At 64.2% G+C, this 22,080-nt stretch carries 1 protein-coding gene; it reads right to left on the bottom strand.

The features are described from left to right. Positions 1–40 precede the first annotated feature (40 nt). Entirely contained in the window at positions 41–21,940 is a 21,900-nt protein-coding gene (locus QM797_RS07035; RefSeq protein ID WP_283274525.1) for a non-ribosomal peptide synthase/polyketide synthase, read from the bottom strand. Between the last annotated feature and the right edge of the window lie 140 nt (positions 21,941–22,080).

The raw sequence follows: 22,080 nt of genomic DNA, 5'->3' as shown, positions 1-22,080 counted from the left end.
AGAAGAGTCAGTCCTGATTCGAGATCGATCTGGTTCCAGGTCATTCCGATTCGAGCCAGTCCGTTCGGAAGAGGTCCTCGAAGTCTTCGATCTCGTCCTGTGAAAGATCTACAAGGGAGACATCAGACGGCGTCAGTCCGACATAGGCGCCGTTCTCGGCGTAGTTCACGATGCCCTCTATCGCCGCGAACCAGTCGGCGGCGAGCTCGCGCACCGCAGTCTCGTCGACCAGACGCGAAGCCCACGTCCATGTCACGGACAGTTGGTGTCCGAGTGCCGTGTGGTTCACCGCTGCATTGAGTTCGACCACGTGGGCCAGCGGAGTATTCGGTGCTGCAGGTGCCGGTCCGGATCGTCCCTCGGCGATCTGCCACTCGCTCACCGCCGGAGCGGTGAACCGCCCCAAGTAGTTGAAGCCGAAGTGGGGTGCAGGCACACCGCCGAGGGCCGCACGACCGCGCTCGTCCAGGTACCTCAACAAGCCGTAGCCCGCTCCCCGCCGAGGTACCGCGCGGAGTTGCTCCTTGACTTCCTTGATCGCTCGGCCGGTGTCTGCACCGGCCACCGGTACGGCATCGATTCCGCTCCGGCTCAGCTTGAGCGCAAGCGGGTACAGCGAAGTGAACCAGCCGACGGTCCGCGACAGGTCAGGCCCCTCGGGGTGCCGTCCGTGGCTTTCGAGGTCGACCGTCACCGCGCCCGTCACAGCACCGCGCCGACGCCGCCACTGCGCGACCGCAACTGCGAACGATGCCAACAGCACTTCTTCCACACCTGCATTCACCGCGCCCGGAACGGAGGTGATCAGCGACTCGGTCACGTCGACGGGCAACTGCAATCGCACCGAGCCGGCATCCCGGACCAGATCACGATCAGGGTCGAGCCGATTGTCGAAGAACTGCGGATCGATGCCGTTGGCGATCCGTCGCCAGTACGGGAGCTCGTCCCGCGCCTCTTCCGCAGCACGTTTCAGCCCCGAGCTCCATCGTCGAACAGAGGTGAATACCGGTTGTGGTTCGTTCGTCCCTGAATCACCGGATTCCCACGCCTCCAGCAAGTCGGTGATCAGGATCCGCCACGAGACGCCATCGACCACGAAGTGATTTGCGACCACAAGTAGTAGGCCCGGCCGGTCGCCTGCATCCAGCCAGACGAACTCGATCATTCGCCCGGTCGCGATATTGAGGCGATCGAGCGCCGATGTGCCCGCAGCAGTCAGTTCGTCGTGAAGCTCCGGTACGGACGAGGACGGCTCGCTCGACCGGCAGTCGATCCGCCGCAGGCGATCCGCCGCCGCGACGAAGCCGATCGGCTCGACGGTCAGCCGCCAATCGGCGGCGTCTCGGCCACGAACCTCCACGCGTAGCCGCAGAGCGTCATGCGTATCCAAGACTGTCTGTACCGCTCGGCGTAGCCGTTCCTCGCCCAGACCAGGAGGGACCGCGAGCACGGTCGACTGGTTGAAGGTGTCCAACGAGCCGCCGCGCTCGGCGAGCCACCCCACGATCGGCCAGGCGGGTACGCTTCCGATCCCCTCGCCCGGCGTTTCGCCTTCCGCAGTAGCGGGTGCACGTGAATCCGACACCGTTGCCAACGCCGCCACGGTCGGGGCAGTGAAGACGTCTGCAGCGCTGATCTCCAATCCAGCCTTCCGCGCACGGCTGACCAGCTGAATCGCCATGATGCTGTCACCACCGAGATCGAAGAATCCGGCGTCGAGGCCCACCGACGGGAGACCCAGGACCTCGGCGTAGAGATCGCTCAACGTCGCCTCGGCAGCCGTCCGAGGGTCGATTCGGGGTCCGGTGTCGGCTCGCAGAGGCGCCGGCAGCGACCTCCGATCGAGTTTGCCGATGGAAGTGAGCGGAAGACGCGGCAGAACCAGGACATGCGACGGCACCATGTACTGCGGTAAGTGTTCGGCCAACATGTCGACGACCTGTCGCGGCAAGTCCGGATCCGCCTGCTCGGAGGACACGATGTACGCCACGATCTGCTTGTCAGAAGGGCGATCCTCCCGGACGACGACCGCACATTGCTTTATCATCGGTATCGCTTCGAGAGCTGCGGCAATCTCGGTCGGCTCGATCCGGAATCCCCGGATCTTCACCTGATCGTCCGCACGGCCGACATATTCCAGCGTGCCCGTTCGACGCCGCCGTACGAGGTCTCCGGTTCGATACAGTCGCGCCCCCTTCGTCGAGTACGGATCCGGGACGAACCTTTCCGCCGTGAGATCCGGTCGGCCCCAGTAGCAACGCGCGATTCCACGACCACCGACGTAAAGCTCACCGATGACGCCGTCGGCCATGGGATTCAGCCGCTCGTCGAGCACGTGTGTCGTCATGCTGTCGAGCGGTCGTCCGATGGGCACGGAGTCGCGGTTCGACGACTCCTCCACGTCCGGTCCCGCTGCTGTGTGGACTGTTGCGAACACGGTCGTTTCGGTCGGACCGTATCCGTTGACCATGGTTGTGGCAGGGCACTTCTCGGCCACAGCAGCGACGGCCGCCGCCGCGAGCACGTCGCCCCCCGCTATCAACAGATCCAGCGGCGCGAACACCTCCGCGTGTTCGGTCGCCATGACGTTCAGTACGCCCGTCGTGAGGAAGAGCCCCGTGACCTCGTGCTTGCGGATCAATCCACTCAGTTGCTCGATGTCGAGATCGGCGACCGGAGCGACGACCACGCACCCGCCGGTGAGCAGCGGTGCCCACAACTCGAATGTCGACCCGTCCCATGCGTGTGCCGAGTGCAGCAGTACGCGATCGACCTTTCCGCGCCACATCCGGTCCGTGGCCAGAGCGGCGACGTCGCCATGGCTGACTGCCACGCCCTTCGGACGGCCCGTGGACCCGGACGTGTACATCACGTACGCGAGCGCATCGGACCGGATGTGGACCTTCGGTTCCCGGTTCGGATAGTTGGTGTACCCGGCGTGATCGATATCGACAATCGGCAGATCTGCGCCGAGGTCGGCTACTCGCGAAGTACATTCGGCATCCGTGAGCAGGAGCTCGGCGTCGACTTCCTCCAGCACGTCCCGGATCTGCTGATCCGGGTAGTGATTACTGATCGGCAAGTATGCGGCACCTACCTTGAGTACGGCGAGCATCGCCACGACCATGTCAGGTGACCGTTCGACGAGCAGCGGTACAACCGATCCGGGACCGGCACCCACTGCAACCAACCTCTGCGCGAATCTGTTGGACCGCCGATCCAATTCCCCGTAGTCGAGGACACCACCGGCCCAGCACAGTGCGGGGGCAGTAGGACTCTCCGCAACGCACGTCGCGAACGCCTCGACGATGGAATCCGCGCCGTTCAGGTGCTGAGGCACGACCGAGCGACCGCGTTCGACCGGCAATCGGACGTCGACCACACTCACAGGGACATCGGGCTCCGCGGTCACGGTGTCGAGTAGTTGGATCAGGCGCTGCCCCAGCTCGACAACGGTCGAGGCATCGAAGAGGTCGTGGGAGTACTCGATGGTGATACACATTCGCCCCTCAGTGTCTGCGGGCGAACACAGAATCCACAGGTCGAATTTCGCTGTATCGGTGTCGACGGCCAGAACCTCGACCTCCAGCCCGCCCAGTACCGGCGGCGTGATCTGCGCAGAGTCGGTTTCCACGCTGACCGCTATTTGGAACAGAGGGTGACGCGCCGCGGATCGCTCCGGACGCAGTTGCTCCACCAGCCGATCGAAAGGCACGTCGGCGTTGTCGAAAGCATCGAGGTCGCAGCGCCGCGCGCGGTCGAGCACTTCGGAGAAGGTGGGGTCACCGGACAGATCGGTTCGCAGCACCACTGTATCGACGAAGAATCCGATCAAACCGTGAGTCGCGGCGTGTCCACGGCCGGCGTGCGGGGTTCCCAGAGGAATATCCGTTCCGGCACCCATGCGGTGGAGAAGTGTCGCCACAGCTCCTTGAAAAACCATGAACGGTGTGCACAGACGGTCGGCCGCAAGCGTCCGCATCCGATGCCATAGGTCGGTCGGTAGTCCGACCCTGTGTCGACTACCGCGTCGAGTGGACACCGACGGACGGGGCCGGTCCGTCGGCAACTGCAGTTCGGCAGGAAGATCGGCAAGGGTGCGGGTCCAGAAATCCAGTTGTTCCGTTGCGACGGAGGATGGTTCGTCGACGTCACCCAACAGCCTCAGTTGCCATTTCGCGAAGTCCGCATACCGGATCGGCAACTCGCCGAAGACGGGAGTCTGTGCACGCTCACGGGCTGTGTACGCAACTGCGATCTCGTCCGCCAGCAATCGAATCGACCATCCATCTGCCGCGATGTGATGGGCAACAATCACCAGCACGTGTCGGTCGGGCGCGTCCGGTTCCGTGTTCACGCGGTGCAACGCCGCGCGAATCGGTGGTTCGGCATCGAGACGGAACCGATAGGCTGCCGCCTCGTCGATGAGCTGCTCGATGTCGGTCGGCTCGACGGGATCGCCGAGGTAGAGACTCGGCGCATCGTGCAACCGTTGGCGCGCATCTCCTTCCGTATCGGAGGCAGGATCCGAGTCGATGACCGACCGCAGCACATCTTGCCGTTCCACGACGTCGTCGAACGCCGCGCTCAGCGCGGCTACATCCAGGGGTCCGGTGACCCGTAGGGCGACCGGGATGTTGTAACCCGACCCCGGTCCTTCCAAACGGTGAAGCAACCAGAGTCGTCGCTGTGAGGGAGACAGCGGACTCGACGTACCCAACTCACCTGCCACCAGTTCGGGTCTCTTCACTCCGACGTCGGTATCGCGCAGCCGCTCGACAAGCTTTGCAACGGTGGGCGCTTCGAATAGCGAGCGCAGACTCAGCTCGGTGCCCAGCGCAGTCCTGACGATTGCGGTAAGCCTGGTCGCGAGCATGGAATGTCCGCCGAGATCGAAGAACGAATCGTCGATTCCCACGTCGCTCACTCCGAGGACCGTCTCGAACGCCGCGCACAGCAGCTCTTCCTGCGGAGAGCGCGGTGCGCGTCCAGTGACGTTCCCGCTCGAGTCGGGAGCAGGAAGAGTCTTCACGTCGAGCTTGCCGTTCGCGGTGAGCGGCAGCCGACTGAGGGTGACGATCGTTGCAGGAACCATATGTTCGGGGAGGCTTCTCGCGAGCTCCGCCCTCAACACTGCCTGATCGACCACCACGCCCTTCCTCGTCGGCACCACATACCCGACGAGACGTGCATCGCCGTCCCGATCTTCCCGAATCACGGCGGCAGCCTGCGCGATCCCCGGTTGCTGCGCCAGGGCTGCGCGAACCTCGCCCAGCTCGATCCTGAAGCCGCGCAACTTGATCTGGTCGTCACTTCGCCCTCGGTACACCAAGTGGCCGTCCGCGCCGAAACGCGCGAGGTCGCCCGTTCGATACATCCGCGCACCGGTAGGAGATCCGCCTTCGTGGGACGCGAACGGGTTTGGGACGAATCGGCCGGCGGTCAGACCAGGGCGATCTAGATAGCCGCGGGCAACTCCAGCACCGGTCACGTACATCTCACCCAGAACCCCCGGCGGCACCGGACGAAGCATGTCGTCGAGCACGTACACCCCGAGGTCAGGGATCGGGCGGCCGATACCGCTACCGCCGGCGTTCGGCACCGTCCCGTCGTCGAGCGGCTCGTACGTCACATGCACCGTGGTTTCGGTGATGCCGTACATGTTGACCAGCCGCGGGGCATCGCTCGAGTACCGCTCGTACCACGGAACAAGCTGTCCCGCGTCGAGCGCTTCACCGCCGAAGATTACCCAGCGAAGTCGAAGAGGTTCCGCATCCGGGAGCGCCGCGGCCTCTGCATCTGCCTGAATCAGGTGGTAGAAAGCGGTCGGCGTCTGGTTCAAGACTGTGACCCGCTCACGGGCGATTAGCTCCCGGAACGCCTTCGGCTCTCGTGCAGTCAATTCTGGCACCACCACCACGCGTCCGCCGGTGGTCAAAGCTCCCCATATTTCCCACACCGAGAAGTCGAATGCGTAGGAGTGGAACGAGGTCCACACGTCGTCCTCACCGAATTCGAACCACTGCGCGGTGTTGTCCACGAGGCGAACGACATTGCGGTGCTCGACGACGACACCCTTCGGTCTTCCCGTCGAGCCAGAGGTATAGATCACGTACATGGGGTTCTGGAGCGCTGGTCGCGTCGAAAGCGGTTCGGCGGACAGCCTCAGCCACCCCTCGGCCACCGCAGGATCGTCGAGTAACAACACGTTCGGAAGACGCTGTGTAGCCGACGCCGACGTCAAGTCCTCCAGCAGCGCGCATGTCGTCACCAGCAGCACGGGGGCAGCATCCTCGAGCATGAAGGCGATCCGCTCCGAGGGATACTTCGGGTCGATCGGGAGATACGCCGCTCCCGCCTTCAGGACAGCGAGCATGACCACTGCCATGTCGACGGATCGCGGTAACGCGATGGCGACGAGCCGCTCGGGTCCCGCGCCTTCCATGCGCAGGTAACGCGCGAGCTGACTGCTGCGAGAGTCGAGCTCGTCGTAACTGAGCGCGTGACTGTCATCGGTCACGGCGATGTGCGACGGTGCTGCATCGACACTGGCGGCAAAGCGGTCGAGCACGGTATCGGTCGTTTGTGACTCGGTCACGGTGAGACCCGACCAGTCCACGATCGCCCGCTGCTGTTCTTCTGCGCTGGCCAGCTGCGCAGCCGCGATCGGTTCATCCGGCAGCTCGGTGAGCTGATCGAGGAGGCGAACGAGGCGCTCAACCAACAGTTTTGCGGATTCGTGATCACGCAGCGCTGTCGCAAAGGACAACCGACCACGGATCCCCGTGCCGTCGGGGCTCGGGGTCAGATGCCACGCGAGGTCGAACTTTGCCGTCTCGAGCTCGATCGGCTCGACCGTCACAGTCAGGCTCGGAAGCTCGGCAAGCGCATCCATCGCTGTGCGAGAGTCATCGGCGTCCCAGACCAACATCGTCTGAAACAGAGGATGGCGGCCAGGGTTTCGCTGCGGATTGATTTCTTCCACGAGTCGCTCGAACGGGGTGTCCGCGTGCTCGTACGCCGCGAGATCGGAGGTACGAACTCGCTCGAGCAGCTGCGCGAACGTCGGGTTCCCCGACAGATCGGCGCGAAGTACGAGCGTGTTGACGAAGAAGCCGACGACCTTGTCGAGTTCAGGATGATCGCGGCCCTCGCTCGGCGTTCCGATCGGGATATCGGTCCCGGCCCCGACACGATGCAGCAACACGGACAACGCGGCATGCACGACCATGAACGGACTCGCACTGTGTTGCGCCGCGATGTTTTCGATCCTCCTATGGACATCGGCGGGCACCGCGAACCCGATCGATTCGCCTGCATGCCCGCGCTCGCTCCGCGCCGGGCGGCGACGGTCGAGTGGAAGTTCCAGTTCGTCGGGCAGACCTGCAAGGGTTGCACGCCAGAATGCGAGCTGAGATGCGATCCGACTGTTCGCATCGACCTCCGCCCCGAAATAGCGCTGCTGCCATAGCGTGTAGTCGGCGTACTGCACCCCAAGTGGTGCCCACAGCGGCGCGGATCCCGTCTCCGATCTCGAGGAGTACGCAGCCACCAGGTCAGCCGCGAGCGGCCCGGTCGAAGCGCCATCGCCCGCGATGTGGTGCAGGACGATCAGAAGTACATATGCTTCGTCACCGAGATCGAACACGGTAACGCGCAGTGGGAGCTCGTTCTCGATGTCGATGGCGGTGCCCGCCGCATCCCGCAACATCGGGCGAAGTGTCGATTCGGTTGCCGTCACGAACTCGGGAACGATCTCGACTTCGGTCCGAATGCACTGGTAGGCACCCTCTTCGTCGTTTCCCACGGTGGTTCGCAGGGCTTCGTGCCGATCCATGACGTCACCGAGTGCCGCCGTCAGAGAGTCGATGTCGAGCCGGCCGGTCAACCGCAGCGCCACGGGAATGTTGTACGTCGCCGACGCACCTTCGAGTCGGTGGAGAAACCACAAGCGACTCTGCGCAGCCGACAACGGAATTCGGTGCGGGCGAGGGCTGTCGGTGATGCCCGTCCACGGCGACGAGTTCTCCGTGCCGGGAACGAGCCGCTGTGCCAGACCTTCGGGTGTGGGGTAATTGAAGAGGTCCCGCATCGAGACCACCGCATCGTATTCGGCACGTAGGCGCCCCACCAACCGTGCCGCCACCAACGAATGTCCGCCCAGGTCGAAGAACGACTCCTCGACGCCGACTGTCTCGAGCCCAAGTACCTCGGCAAAGATCGCGCACAGGCCGATCTCCACCGAATTCTTCGGAAGTCGTCGAGTAGTCGGGTTGCTCCACTCCGGTGCAGGCAGATGGATTCGGTCGATCTTTCCACTGGGTGTGAGCGGAAGTTCCGGGAGCGTCACCACTGCGGCGGGGATCAAGTGCGCCGGCAACTGCTCGGACAAGGTCTTCAGAAGATCGACCGGGGCGACCTTTGCACCGTTTCGCAGCACCACATAGGCGACCAGGCGTCGGTCTCCCGGATGATCCTCGCGAACCACCACCGCCGCATTGTGCACGCCGGTGTGCTCACGAAGCCTCGTTTCGATCTCGCCTGGCTCGATTCGAAAGCCGCGGAGCTTGACTTGACCATCGCTGCGGCCCAGAAAACGCAGCTCGCCGTCGAGGTCGCGACGAGCGACATCGCCTGTGCGATACATCCGGCTTCCGACCGGCAACCTGGACTGGACGGCGTGTGGGTTCGGAACGAACCGCTCAGCAGTCAGCGCCGCCCGACCCAAATATCCGCGCGCAAGAGAGGGACCTGCGACGTAGAGTTCACCCGGGGTTCCAACCGGCACCGGATGCAGGTGCGAATCGAGCACGTACACAGCCGATCCGACGATCGCATCCCCCATCGGCGGGGTTGCCCCCCCATCATCGAGGGGCCTGCTCATCGTTGCGCAGACCGTCGTCTCCGTCGGCCCGAATGCGTTGATCATCCGAAGCTGTCCGGCGAACCGCGCCACTTGTTCGGGCGGGCACTGCTCACCAGCGACGACGAGACAGCGCACTCCCTCCAGTGCGTCGTCGGGCATCTCGGGAAGGGCCGCCGGCGGAAGTGTCACATGGGTGATCCTCTGCTCTGCAAGGACATCGGCGAGAGGTACGCCGGGCAGAAGTTGTTCACGCGTCGACAGCACCAGGCATGCCCCTGCGAGCCACGCCATGCAGAACTCCGAGAACGCGGCGTCGAAACTCGGGGATGCGAATTGCAGAACCCGGCTGTCGCGCGAGACCTCGAAAGCGGCGATCTGGCCCGACGCCAGGTGCGGGATGCCACGATGGCCGACGACGACCCCCTTCGGGCGACCGGTCGATCCCGAAGTGTAGACGATGTAAGCGCCCTGATCCGGCGCCACGGGCGTCTGGTAACCGGGAACTCCGTTCTCGAGGAGCTGATCCAGATCGATGTCGATCGTCACCGCCGGCGCGTTCGATGGTCCGCCGATAACGACGATCGGTGCCGCGTCCACATGGCAATACTGCAATCGCTCGGGCGGGTAGTCCGGGTCGAGGGGAAGATAGATGGCACCCGCCTTGATCACTGCCAGCATGGCCACCGCCAGTTCGAGAGACCTCGGTAGCTGCACGGCGACAACACGTTCGGGCCCTGCACCGATCGCTACGAGGCTGCGGGCCAGTGCCCCCGCCGCACCGTCGAGTTCCTCGAAAGTCAGCGTGGATTCCGCGAAAGCCACCGCGAGCGCCTGCGGATCGGACTGGACCCGGCGAGTGAACAAATCCGGAAACAGCAGCAGTGCTTCGCCATTGGGGCTCGACGGGCCAACGCCCGTATCGACGATCTCGGCGGTATCGTCCGGGCCGAAGATGCCGAGCCGTCCGACGAGTTCCGTTGGGTCGGCGACGATCGTCTGCAGGAGGCGAGCGAAACCCGCGGCCAATCGCGCTGCCTCCGAATCATCGACGATGTCCGGACGGTGCTCCAGATTGACCCGCAACCCCAACGCTGTGGGGGTCGCCTCGATCGCCAGTGTGAAGTGAGTGGCATCGGCTGCCTCGACGGCCGCGCACTCCCAGCCCGCGCGCGCTGCTCGCTCCTGCAGTAACGATTCGTCGATCGGGTAATTCTCGAAAACCATTCCGGTATCGAAGAGCTCGCCGAGACCGACGTCTGCGTTGATGACCGCAAGGCCGACATGGTGATGATCGAGCAAGTCGGCCTGTTCGACGTGAAGCCTGCCGCACAGGTCGCCTACCGTCTCGTTCGGTCGCAGCTGTACACGCAAAGGGACCGTTGTTATGAACGGGCCCACAGCATGTGCCAGTTCAGGTAATTCCTCCGGCCGACCGGATACGGTCATGCCGGTCACTACGTCGTTGCGTCCGAGAACTCGGGCGATCAACACCGCCCATGCTGCCTGGACAACGGTATTCGGTGTGACACCGAGGGAACGAGCGGTCGCATCCAGACCGGCACCCGGACGATCGACCCACTCGACGGTGAAGGTGTGCCGATTCGAAGACTCGGGCACGGCAGTCGACTCGTCGAGTTCGCCGCGCTGCCGGGCAATGGAACTCGGCTCATCGATTCCTGCCAGCGCAGCACGCCAGGCCTTCCGCGCGGCGTCCTTGTCGGTTCGAGCCAGCCAGTCGAGGTAATCACCGAATTCGGCGGGCTCGTCGAGTGGATCACCCGCATACAGGCTGATGAGGTCGCCCAGGATCACCGGCACCGACCAGCCGTCTCGGTTGATGTGATGGTTGCTCAGTACCAGCGTCCACCGATTATCGTCGTACCGAACGACCGCAAATCGCATCAGTGGCGGATGCGCCAAATCATATGGTTCCCAACGCTCGTCGAACAGCATCGACTCGATCTCACGGTCCGACGACCGCGTCGCATCGAACGTTGTCCAGGCGACAGGAATCTTCGAGTGGACGACCTGCACGGGCGTACCCCTCGAAGTACGCACGAAGCCCGACCGAAGTGCGGTATGGCGCCGCTGCAGCATGGCCGCCGCCCGACGCAGGCGATTCTCGTCCAAGAGACCCGACATCTCGAGCCGTAGCTGATTCGTGTAGGGATCGCGTCGGTCCGGCGAAGCGAGACGCCGGTAGAGCATACCTTCCTGGAGCGGAGTCAACGGCCGAAGGTCGACAATCTCACTCCCGAATTGCGCTGTCCTCGAATCGATTTCATCGATCTCCGCCTGTGTTATATCGATGGACACGTCTGCCGGTGTCGTGCGGACGTGGCCGTCGCTGCTCCCGAGACGGACGAGCAGGCGCAGCGCATCGAAAAACCTGTGTGCCAAGGCATGGACCTCGCCGGAGGAGACCAGCCGGGGTGCATGCGTCCACACGGCGACCAACTCGGGTCCGTCGACGCGGTCGTCGACGAATGCGTTCAGTTCGATCTCGTGCGCGAGTCCCACATCCGGGTTGGGAACATCGAGCGGTTGTGCCTCCGCGCGTCCACCGCTGCGGCCAAGATAATTGAGCGCGTACCGCGCCGAACCGACGTCCGCGAACCGCTCGGCGTCGGCATATCGTGCCGCCCCGTAGTCGATTCCCTGGTCCGCGACAGTACGCAGAGCGACCTTCGCGGTGTCCAGCACTTCCACCAGTAATTGTTGTTCGGTCGCATCACTGCCTGCGCCCACTCCCACTCGCACGGGGAAGGCCGTCGTGAACCAGCCGACCGTTCGCGAGAGATCCACGCCGGGGAACAGCTCCTCGGCGCGACCGTGCTTTTCGACAGTCACCACCGCGCGACCGGTGGCCACACCGAACGCCGCGAGAACCACTTCGTCGATTCCGGCGCGGAGCTGTTGCGGTACGGCACCCAGCAGGGCAGCGACATCGGTGCCATTCATCCGCAGTTCGGTACGAACGGCATCGGCATTCGTGTCGATCCGTGGATCCAATCGGCGAGGCGGTGCGTCCTCGAGCACCCCGAGCCATCGGTCGGACGAGGCTGGTCGACGATCGGCAAGGCGATCGCTCCACTCCCGAAACGATGTGCCGACCTTCGCGAGAGCGGTTGTCTCGCCCCGCTCGAGCGCATCCCAGGCAGCGCGTACATCATCTAGCAGGATTCGCCACGAGACACCGTCGACGCAGAGGTGGTGGACCGCGAGAAGTAGGCGACCATCGGTCGCGGGGCCGCCGTCGAGCCACACCGCCTGCACAGCGCGGCCGGCCCGCAGGTCCAACCCGTCGACTGCATCCCTGGCGATTTCCTGCAATGCAGCATCGGACATGTTCGCCGGACCATGTAGTGACGGGACTCGGCGGACCAGCTCATCTACGTCGACGTGGTCGCGTTGCGCGATTTCGAGCGCGCCCGAATCGTGGCTCCGCATACGAAGGGCATCGTGGCGATCGAGCAACGCTTGCAATACGACGGCCGCCCGTCGGGGATCGCCGGTCGCCGGAACTGTGCTGACTACGGTCTGGTTGTACTTGTCACTCGCCTTCGGGCCACGCTCGAGCAAAGCGCGCATGATCGGGGTCCTGCGAACGATACCGGTCGGTGCTACCGCACAGTCCGAGACAGCGACCGCCGTCGACGTCGTCACCCTGGCCAACCGCGAAATGGTGCGGCATTGGAAGACTTGCCGGGCAGAGAAAACCACGTTCTCGCCTCTGGCGCGGCCGACGAGCTGGAGCGATGTGATGCTGTCACCACCGAGACCGAAGAAGTCGTCCTCGACACCAACTTCGGGCAGGCCCAGCAGCTCGGCCGTCAAACGGCACAGAATTTCCTCGACTGCTGTACGTGGGGCTGTCCTCGTCGTGGTCGCCTGCTCCGGTGGGGCCGGAAGCGCGGCGCGGTCGAGCTTGCCGTTCGGCGTCACCGGCAGCGCAGGGAGAACGACGATCGCGCTGGGAACCCACGCAATCGGCAACCGGTCTGCCGTGCGAGCGATCAACTGCTGCGGGTCCAGGGTTGCTCCGTGTTCAGCGACGACGTATCCAACCAGGGCGGCGCGGCTACCGAGATCGGTGCGCACGACGGCAGCGGCATCCGCCACATCGACCATGCCGCGCAGGACTGCGGCTACTTCTCCTGGTTCGATGCGGTGGCCCCGGACTTTCACCTGGTCGTCGGTACGGCCCAGGTGCGAGAAGCTTCCGTCGGTGGTGCGAGCAGCCACATCGCCTGTGCGATACATCCGTTCACCAGGATCCCCGAAGGGATCAGGAACAAATCGATGTGCGGTGAGTGCAGGGTGGCGGAGATAACCCCGCGCCACTTGAAGGCCTGCCAGGTACAGCTCACCCGGTACGTTCGCGGGCACCGGGCGCAGTGCCGAGTCGAGAACGTATGCGCGCATGCCTTCGACGGGTCGTCCGATCGGCAGCGGCCCCGTGATCAGCTCGCCCGGGGGTACAACGTGGACCAGCGTGCTGACCGTCGTTTCCGACGGTCCGTACGAGTTGATCAGCGCCGCATCGGGATTGTTGTTACGCCAGCGGCGGACAGTGTCAGCGTGCAACGGCTCGCCGCCCAATATCAGCGCTTTACGAGGCCGGACCGTTGTGAGCTGCTCGATCAGGGGAAGGTGGCTCGGCGTCGCCTTGAGAAACTCCGGCGTGTAATCACCGAGAAGCGAGTCGAGCGCCTCCAGTCGCACAGATCCGCCGAGCGTGAGCGGGGTGAACAACGCGGTGACCGTGAGGTCGAACCCGATCGAGGTCGGGACCAGACTGGTGTCCATCATGGAACCGAACGCACGTGTGTTCTGTGACATGTAGGCCGAGATTGCGGCATGGCTGACGCCGACAGCCTTCGGTACACCCGTCGAACCCGAGGTGAAGATGGTGTACGCCAGGCTGGACGGATGAATGTGGACGTCCTCGGCTCGGGCCCCCGCGGTGATCACCGACTCGAGTTCGTGCTGTCGAATTCTGGGACCGGAGAAGGGCACACTGTCGTCGAACCCGTCGATCAGCGCGGAGGGTGCTGCCAGTTCGAGCATCAGGGCGATTCGGTCGACGGGGTATTCCGTGTCGAGGGGTAAGTAGGCGGCTCCCGAACGAAGCACTGCAACGAGTGCAACAACCAGATCCACCGACCGGGGCAACCCCACGGCGACTATGTCGTCGATGCCTATCTCGCGCCGCTGTAGCTCTGCGGCGAGGGCACCAGACCGGGTGTCGAGCTCCCGGTATGTCAGCGACCTACCGCCGGAGATCACCGCCAACTGGTCCCCTGCGGTCCGGAACCGCGCTGTGAGCAACTCGGGCAAGAGTGTGTCCGCGGGATCGATCAGCGGTCCGGTTCCGGCCGCGAGCGCAGCGGACCGTTCTTTCGGCAGCAACGGATCGAGACTCGCGACGGTCGCCGACGACTCGGACTCCACCAGACCGATCAAAATATGGATCAGACGATCCGCGATTCGATCGATGTCGGTCGATTCGAACGCAGTGGGTTGGTAGTGCAGCTTCAACTCGAGCTCGACGCCGGGCACGGCCATCAATCCGACCGCGAAATGGCTTGCATCGGCCACATCCGCAGACCGCAGCGACAGACCAGCACTCCGGGCGAGCCGATCCACGGCTGCCAGATCGACGGGAAAGTTCTCGAAGATCACGGAGGTGTCGAACAACGATCCCTTACCGAGCGTCGACTGCAATTCGGCGAGTGACACGTGCGAGAAGGACAGTAGCCGGGCCTGCTCGTCGCGTACTCGTGCAAGGAGTGCAGAGACAGTGTCATCGGGGCGAAGGTCGACAGCGAGCGGAAGCGTGTTGATGAGCAGGCCCACAATGGACTCGGCATCAGGGAGGTCGTCGGGCCGTCCCGCCATGGTGACGCCGAACTGAACCCGTCGGCTGCCGGTCACTGCGCCCAAGGTCACCGCCCAAGCGGCCTGGATCAGGGTATTGAGTGTGACCGATCGCTCGGCCGCGAACCGTTCGAGCTGGACCGTGCGGTCACCGGTCAGCCGGCGGGACAGCCGGGCCGGGTCGGACGCGACGAGATCGATGTCCGGGCACAGACGTGTGGGGTCGACATCGTCCAGCGATCGCGCAAGTGAATCGAGGGCTTCCGGTCCACTGTGCCGCCTTCCAGAGGGGCCGGCCAGCCACCGGACGAAGCTCGAGTAGGACGGCGTACGCGTATTCGTTTCGACTGTGTCGCGTTCCGCTGCGTACCCCTCCAGCAGTTCGGTGACCACGATCGGCAAGGACCACCCGTCCACGACGAGGTGATGTGCCGTGACCGCAACCGTCCAACGAAGTGATTCGCATTCGATCGCAAGAACACGCAGCAACGGTGGCGCGGTGAGGTCGAAGCGCCGTGTGCGATGCTCCGCAAGGAGCGCCTCTCTGTCCGCTGGGCTTCCCGCATGATGAGTCTCGATGTCCACCGTCGCGGACGCCGAGATCACGGCGACCGGGCGTTCGAGGCCGCTTCGGCGGAATCCGGTGCGAAAGACACTGTGCCTCTCCACGATCCGATCGGTGGCCCACCGGAGCCGGTCGAGGTCGAGCGGACCGTCGACCTCGATAAGAAGCTGGACGGTGTATACGTCCTCCGCTTCCTCGTCGAACGCACTGTGGAAATAGATTCCCGGTTGCAAACCGGCGAGCGGTTCCACCGCCTCGATCCCCGGCTCGCCCATGATTCGGTCGTACTGCTCGTCGGGGAGGACACGGTCCAACTCGTACTCGACAGGAGCCTGCGAGCCTTCCGTTTCTGCGGTCCGGACTGCGTGTGCGAGTGCGCCGGGAGTACGCAGAGCAAAGATGGTACGGACGCTCAGTTCTATCCCTTTCGCACGAGCGGCACCGATCAGCCGAAAGGACGTGACCGAGTCTCCACCGAGCGCAAAGAAGTCGTCGTCCGCACCGATGTCACTGTGTCCCAACACTTCACCAAAGGCCGCACACAGGGCCTTCTCGGTTTCCGTTGCAGCGACACGGGTCACTTCGCGGGGAACCGGGCCGACGGCGGGAAGTGCCTTACGGTCGACCTTTCCATTCGGGGTGAGGGGCAGCGCATCGAGGACGACGACCGCGGATGGCACCATGTACGGCGGCAGCCATCGGTGCGCGTCGCTCCTGAGTTCGGAGGGAACGACCTCACGTCCGAGTTGCGCCTCGACGTAGGCAATCAATCGATCGCCACCGGTCGGATCCTTCCGAACGACGACGGCAACTCCACGTACATCGACGTGACGCCGAAGCGCAGCCTCGACCTCCCCCAGCTCGATCCGGAACCCGTGCAGCTTCACCTGGGTGTCTGCGCGTCCGAGGTAGTGGATCGTGCCGGCCTCGTCGAGGCGCGTCACATCGCCTGTGCGATAGAGCCTCGTGCCGGTCTCGTACGGGTTCGCGACGAAGCGTTCCGCTGTCAGAGCCGGCCGGCCGAGATAGCCGTGCGCCAGACCGGCACCGCCGACGTAGAGTTCGCCTGCGGTGCCGATCGGAACCGGGCGCAGCTCACGGTCCAGGACATAGGTGGACGTATTGAGGATCGGCCTCCCGATGTCGGGCCTGCGATCGGACGCTATTTGCGAAGTGGTGGACCAGATCGTGGACTCGGTGGGGCCGTACATGTTGGTAACCGAAGCGGCGTTGGCCACCAGCCGATCAGCGAGGTCCTGCGGAAGAGCTTCACCGCCGACGAGGATGGAGACTCCTGCCAACACGTCCGGGCGCTCGTCGACCACCGCTTGCCACAGGCTCGGTGTCGCCTGCGCCACGGTGATGTGCTCGGCTGCGATGAGCGCGCACAGCTCGGCCGGCTCCCGCACTGTGTCGCGATCCGCCAGAACCAGCGTCGCTCCCGCTCTCAACGGCAGAAACAACTCGAGGCCTGCGATGTCGAAGCCCACGGTCGTCACGCCGAGCACGCGCGAAGTCGCCTCCACAGGGACCAGCTCAGCCATTCCCGCCAGAAAGTTCTCCAGCGCCTGGCGGCCGATGACCACGCCTTTGGGACGGCCGGTGGAGCCCGAGGTGTAGATCACATATGCGGGGGCGTCGCCCGGAACACACGGGCGCGCTGTGTGATCGCACACTACGTCGCTCCCGTTCGAGTCGAGATCCGTGACCGACAACCGCGGAACAGTCGTATCCGGCAGCGCGGCAGCAGAATCGGCGGCAGTCAGGATCAACGACGGCTCCGCATCGAGCAACATGTACTCGATCCTGTCCGCAGGATACGACGAGTCGATCGGGAGATAAGCGGCACCTGATCGCAGAACCGAGAGCAGCGCGATCACAAGGTCAGAGGTGCGCGGGAGTGCAACAGCGACCGTCCGGCCGGGCCCAATTTCTCGCTTACCCAACTGTGCAGTGAGACGATCGACACCGTCGATCAGTTCCCCGTACGTGAGTCGGGTGTCTTGCGCAACAACGGCTTCCGCCGAGCGATGATTCCGGGCCCAAGCCTCGAACCTGTCCATCCAACCTGGTTCCGGCACCGGGCGCCGCGTGTCGTTCCATTGCCGCACAACGATATCGAGCTCGACGGGGGTCAATGCGCCGATTGAACCCACCCGCGCCTCAGGTCCGTCGACCATCTGGCGCAAGATGTGCGCGAATGCACGTCCCAACGTTGTCACAGTATGTTCTTCGACAATGTCGGGTCGGTACTGAATCCTGCACGACCACGTCCGGCCCGGCGTGGTCCGCACAACGATCGGGTAATGGGTCCCGTCGCGCGCGTCAGCTCCGAGGAGCTGCACACCGGCGTCGTGCGCGTCCGCGCGCGCGGAGTCCAATTCGATCGGGAGCGTCTCGTGCAGCAGAAGGGTGTCGAAGAGATCGGGATGTCCCAGATCCTTCTGCAGCGTCGCCAACCCGACGTGTTCTTCGGATACCGTTTCCGTTCGCCGACGAAGCCTGTCGGCAAGCAGATCGCGCACACGGAAATCCGCATTGCCTGTGGTGATGCGCAGAGGGACCGTGTTGATGAACAAGCCGATCAGATCTTCCACCCCGGGTAGCTCCGGCGGTCGAACCGACACCGTAGTGCCGAACACCACGTCGGTACGGTCGAGTATTCGCGCCAACGTCAGGCCCCACGCCGCCTCCACTACGGTGCTTTCGGTGACGCCGGTCTGACGAGCGAGGCGTTCGATTCCTCGGGCCAGTCGTTCGGCGTTGGCGTCACCCGCCATTCCGGCCACGAGGTCGACCTGCATGGTCGTGGGAGCCACGACGCCGACCCGTCCGGAACCGAGGAGTGTCGGTTCGACTCCACTCAATGCCTTGTGCCACTGGGTAAGACTTGTTCGAGGGTCCTGGCCTGCGAGCCAACCCAGATAGTCCGCTGGTGAGCGCAGTGGCGGTAGAGAGCGACCGGCCAGAGCGGCAAGAAAATCCCGGGTGAGGATCGGAAGGGACCACCCGTCGATCACGAGGTGATGTACCGAGATCGTCACGCGGGTGACGTCCGTGCTCAGCCGATAGAGGGCTGCCCGGAGAAGTGGCACGGCCTCAGGGTCGATTCGCCGGGCTCCGTCGGACTGCGCCAGGTCACGAGCGGCGGAATACGGATCAGGGTGGCTGCTCGGATCCGTCAAGTCTGTTTCGGACACCGGCACCGTTATCCGGTCGTGGATCAGTTGCACCACCGTGCCGTCGTCCGCGGTGGTGAACGAGGCGCGCAGGAGCGGATGTCGACCGACCACTGCGCCGAGCGCGTCACGTACAGCGTCGACGCTGACTGGGCCTGCGAGATCGAGCTCCAACTGAACGAGGTATGCGTCGTCGTCGGCTCCTGCATGAAACAGCAGCCCCTGCTGCAGCGGAGTCACCGGCCACACGTGTGCGGCACCGCTGTCAGCGAGCAGACGCTCGGTTTCACTGCTGTTCAGCGGCGCGAGTGCGGATGCCCGGAACTCTGCCATCGACTCGATGTGCCGTGCCATCTGTGCCACGGTGGGTGCGGCGTAGAGGTGCTGCGTTTGGAGTCGAACTCCTCGTCGCGCCAGCCGTCCTATCACCTGTGTAGCGAGTAGCGAGTGACCACCGAGGGCGAAGAAGTCGTCGTCGATCCCGACCCGCTCCATCCCGAGCACGTCCGCGACGACCTCGCACAGCATCGATTCCGCAGCGTCCCGCGGCCCGCGTGCAGACGCCTCACGCCGACGCGGTGCCGGGAGGGCTCGCCGATCCACCTTACCGTTGGGGGTGCTCGGCAGAGCCTCCAGAACGACCAGCTCACTCGGAATCATGTAGCGCGGCAATGTTTCTGCAACGCTCGACAGCAGATCGTCGAGATCGACGTCTCCTGGGGGGCGAGGCACCACGTAACCTACGATGCGCCGATCTCCCGGTTGATCCTCCCGTACGATCGCTGCAGCACGCGCCACGTCCGGGTAGGCAGCCAATACCGCCTCGACCTCTCCCAGTTCGATGCGGTACCCACGCACCTTGACCTGATGATCGGCCCGGCCTTCGCATTGAAGCCTGCCCTCGCGGGACCATCTACCGACGTCCCCGGTTCGATACATTCGGGCACCGGGACTGTCCGAAATCAGGTCGGGCACGAATCTTTCGGATGTCAGTCCGGGCCGGTTCGAGTAACCGCGAGCAAGCCCCGTTCCGGAAACATAGATCTCACCGGAGACTCCGGGCGGCACCGGCCGCAGTCTCTTGTCGAGAACGTAGATCTGTGTGTTGCGGATCGGTGTCCCGATGTCGGGGGTACGGGTGGAGCGCACGTCGGCCGTGCTGGACCACACCGTGGTCTCGGTCGGCCCGTAGAGATTTACTACGTCCGCACAGGACACCCGCATGCGCTGGGCGAGGGTCGGATCGAGCGCCTCGCCCCCCACCAGTGCTCGTACTTCGGCAAGAGCACTCGAGTCCGTGTCGAGGATCGACGCCCACAGTCCGGGAGTTGCCTGCAGCAGAGTGACTCGCTCTGCGCGGACGGTCTCGACGAGCTCGGCTGGGCTGCGCGCCAGGGTCTCGTCGGCGAGTACGACGTGTGCTCCCGCAGTGAGCGATACGTAGAGTTCCAGGCAGCTGATGTCGAACGACACAGTAGTTACCGCCAGCAGGCGATCGTGAGGGGTGAGTCCGACGACCTCCAGCATGGCGTCTACGAAATTGTCCAGTCCCTCGCGCGTGACCACTACGCCCTTGGGTCGGCCGGTCGATCCAGATGTGTAGATGATGTACGCCGCGTTGAGCGCCGACACCTCCTCGTGTTCCACATCTGCTTCGTGAGATGCCGGATCGGCCACCTCGGGTAGATCGGTGACGTCGATAGGCTTCGGACCGACGGCGGGTACAGCGCCGATGCTGTGCGAATCGACAAGTATCACCGCGGGATTGCAGTCCTCCACCATGTACGCGATTCGGTCGGCGGGAAAGGTCGTGTCGATCGGAAGGTATGCACCTCCCGCGCGCAGTACTGCAAGAAGCGCAACGACGAGATCTGTTCGGCGCGAAAGTGCGACGGCAACGAAGCTCTCGGGGCCGATCCCTCTCGACCGCAGTACCGCTGCGAGTGCGTGTGCTCTGCGGTCCAATTCGGCGTAGCTGATCGTTCCGTCGGTCGCGCTGACCGCAGTCGCGTTCGGTTGAGTCCGTGCGAGTTCGCCGATGCGGCGCAACCAGCGATCCACGCCGGATTCGCACGTCTGCTTACCGGTTTCCCATTGTGTGATCCGCTGTTGCTCTTCGGCAGACAACAACACCGACTCGGAAACCCGTTGGGTGTGATCGTTCAGCAGGTCGCCCAGGAAGCGTCCGAATCGCCCGGCGTGCTCGGCAAGCTCGACGGCGTCGTAGAGCCGACTGTTCGCCTGGAACATCAGTGTGGGGACGGGTTCGCCGGGACTTCGAACCGCGGTAAGCGCCAGATCGGCCACGGGGCCCGTGGACAGCACGGTGCCGCGTACCGTCGTGCCCGCGAATTCGGGCTCCTTCGCGAACGACATCGCGTTGACGCTCAGGCTCCCCAACCGACCAGCAGTACCCGCCAGCCCGACCAGTCGATGAAGTTCCTCGCCACGAAACTGTTGGGCACCGAGCGCTTTCCGTACGGCTCTCTGCACTTGGGCGACGAGTTCTTCGAAAGTGCCGTCGGGGGTGACTCGAACACGTAGTGGGATCTCGTTGGCGAGCATTGTCGGTGTCTGCAGGGCGGCCGATCCGGTGCGGGCCAACATCGGAAGACCGACGACCACATCCTCGGTGCCGGTCATACGGTGCACGAACGCCGCTGCTGCAGCTACGATCACGGCGCTCCACCGACCGGCTCTCCAGGATTCGGGAAGTGTCGCAGCGCCGGAGAGCGGCACCGACTGCACAAACGGCCTCGGACCAGGAGCCGCTGCGCGACCACTGATCGAGTGTGGTTCGGGCACATCCGAATACTCGTCCAACCAGAATCGACGATCGTCGAGATACCGTTGCGAATCGTTGTACTCGGCGTCGCCGGTGACGAGGTCCGTGAGCGCCCTGGCGCGCGCTCGCGGTCTGGGTTCGGCCGTTACGAGCGCGCTGTAGAGCTCGCCGATTCGCCGCACGTACAGCATCTGACCGAAGCCGTCGAGGACGATATGATGGTATCGCAGGAATAGGATCGAATCCCTTGTGCCCGTTCGGATCAGCACATGTCGAACCAGCGAGGCACCACCGAGGTCAGGCGCGGACCGCAGATCTCGCTCCATCCATTCGTGCGCTTCCGCGACCGGATCAGTAGCGTCACGGAGATCGACGACATCCACCGTCGCCCGCCCGAACCCCGGCTCGATGCCGTCCGCAGGCTCGATGAACTGGAGAACATCGTCTCCGTCGGTCACGAAGCGCGCGCGTAGACCGTCGGTCTCCCTCAACGCACCAGCAATTGCGTGTTCGACCGAGTCGACGTCGAGATCACCCGTGATCTCGTACGACGTTCCGCACTGGTAGAGCGAGCTCTCCGGTTCTGCCTGCTGCGCCACCCACACGCTGGTCTGGGCGGCAGTCAGACGCAAGCGGCGAAGTTGTTGTGTCTCAGCGGTAGTCAAACGGACCACGTTCTCCCTTGGACTTGTGCGCGCTGCGATTCCGCGCGACGAGTGTCGGTCCTGTACACCTTCTGTGGCCCGGCTATGCAAAACTGGGCGTCCGTTCTATCCGGGCGATCGCGGAGATATAGACGCCGCGT

It is taken from the genome of Rhodococcus sp. IEGM 1381 (assembly GCF_030056795.1).
Taxonomy (GTDB): Bacteria; Actinomycetota; Actinomycetes; order Mycobacteriales; family Mycobacteriaceae; genus Rhodococcoides.
The sequence above is the reverse complement of the archived record's forward strand: the minus strand, read 5'-3'. Positions and strand labels throughout refer to the sequence as shown.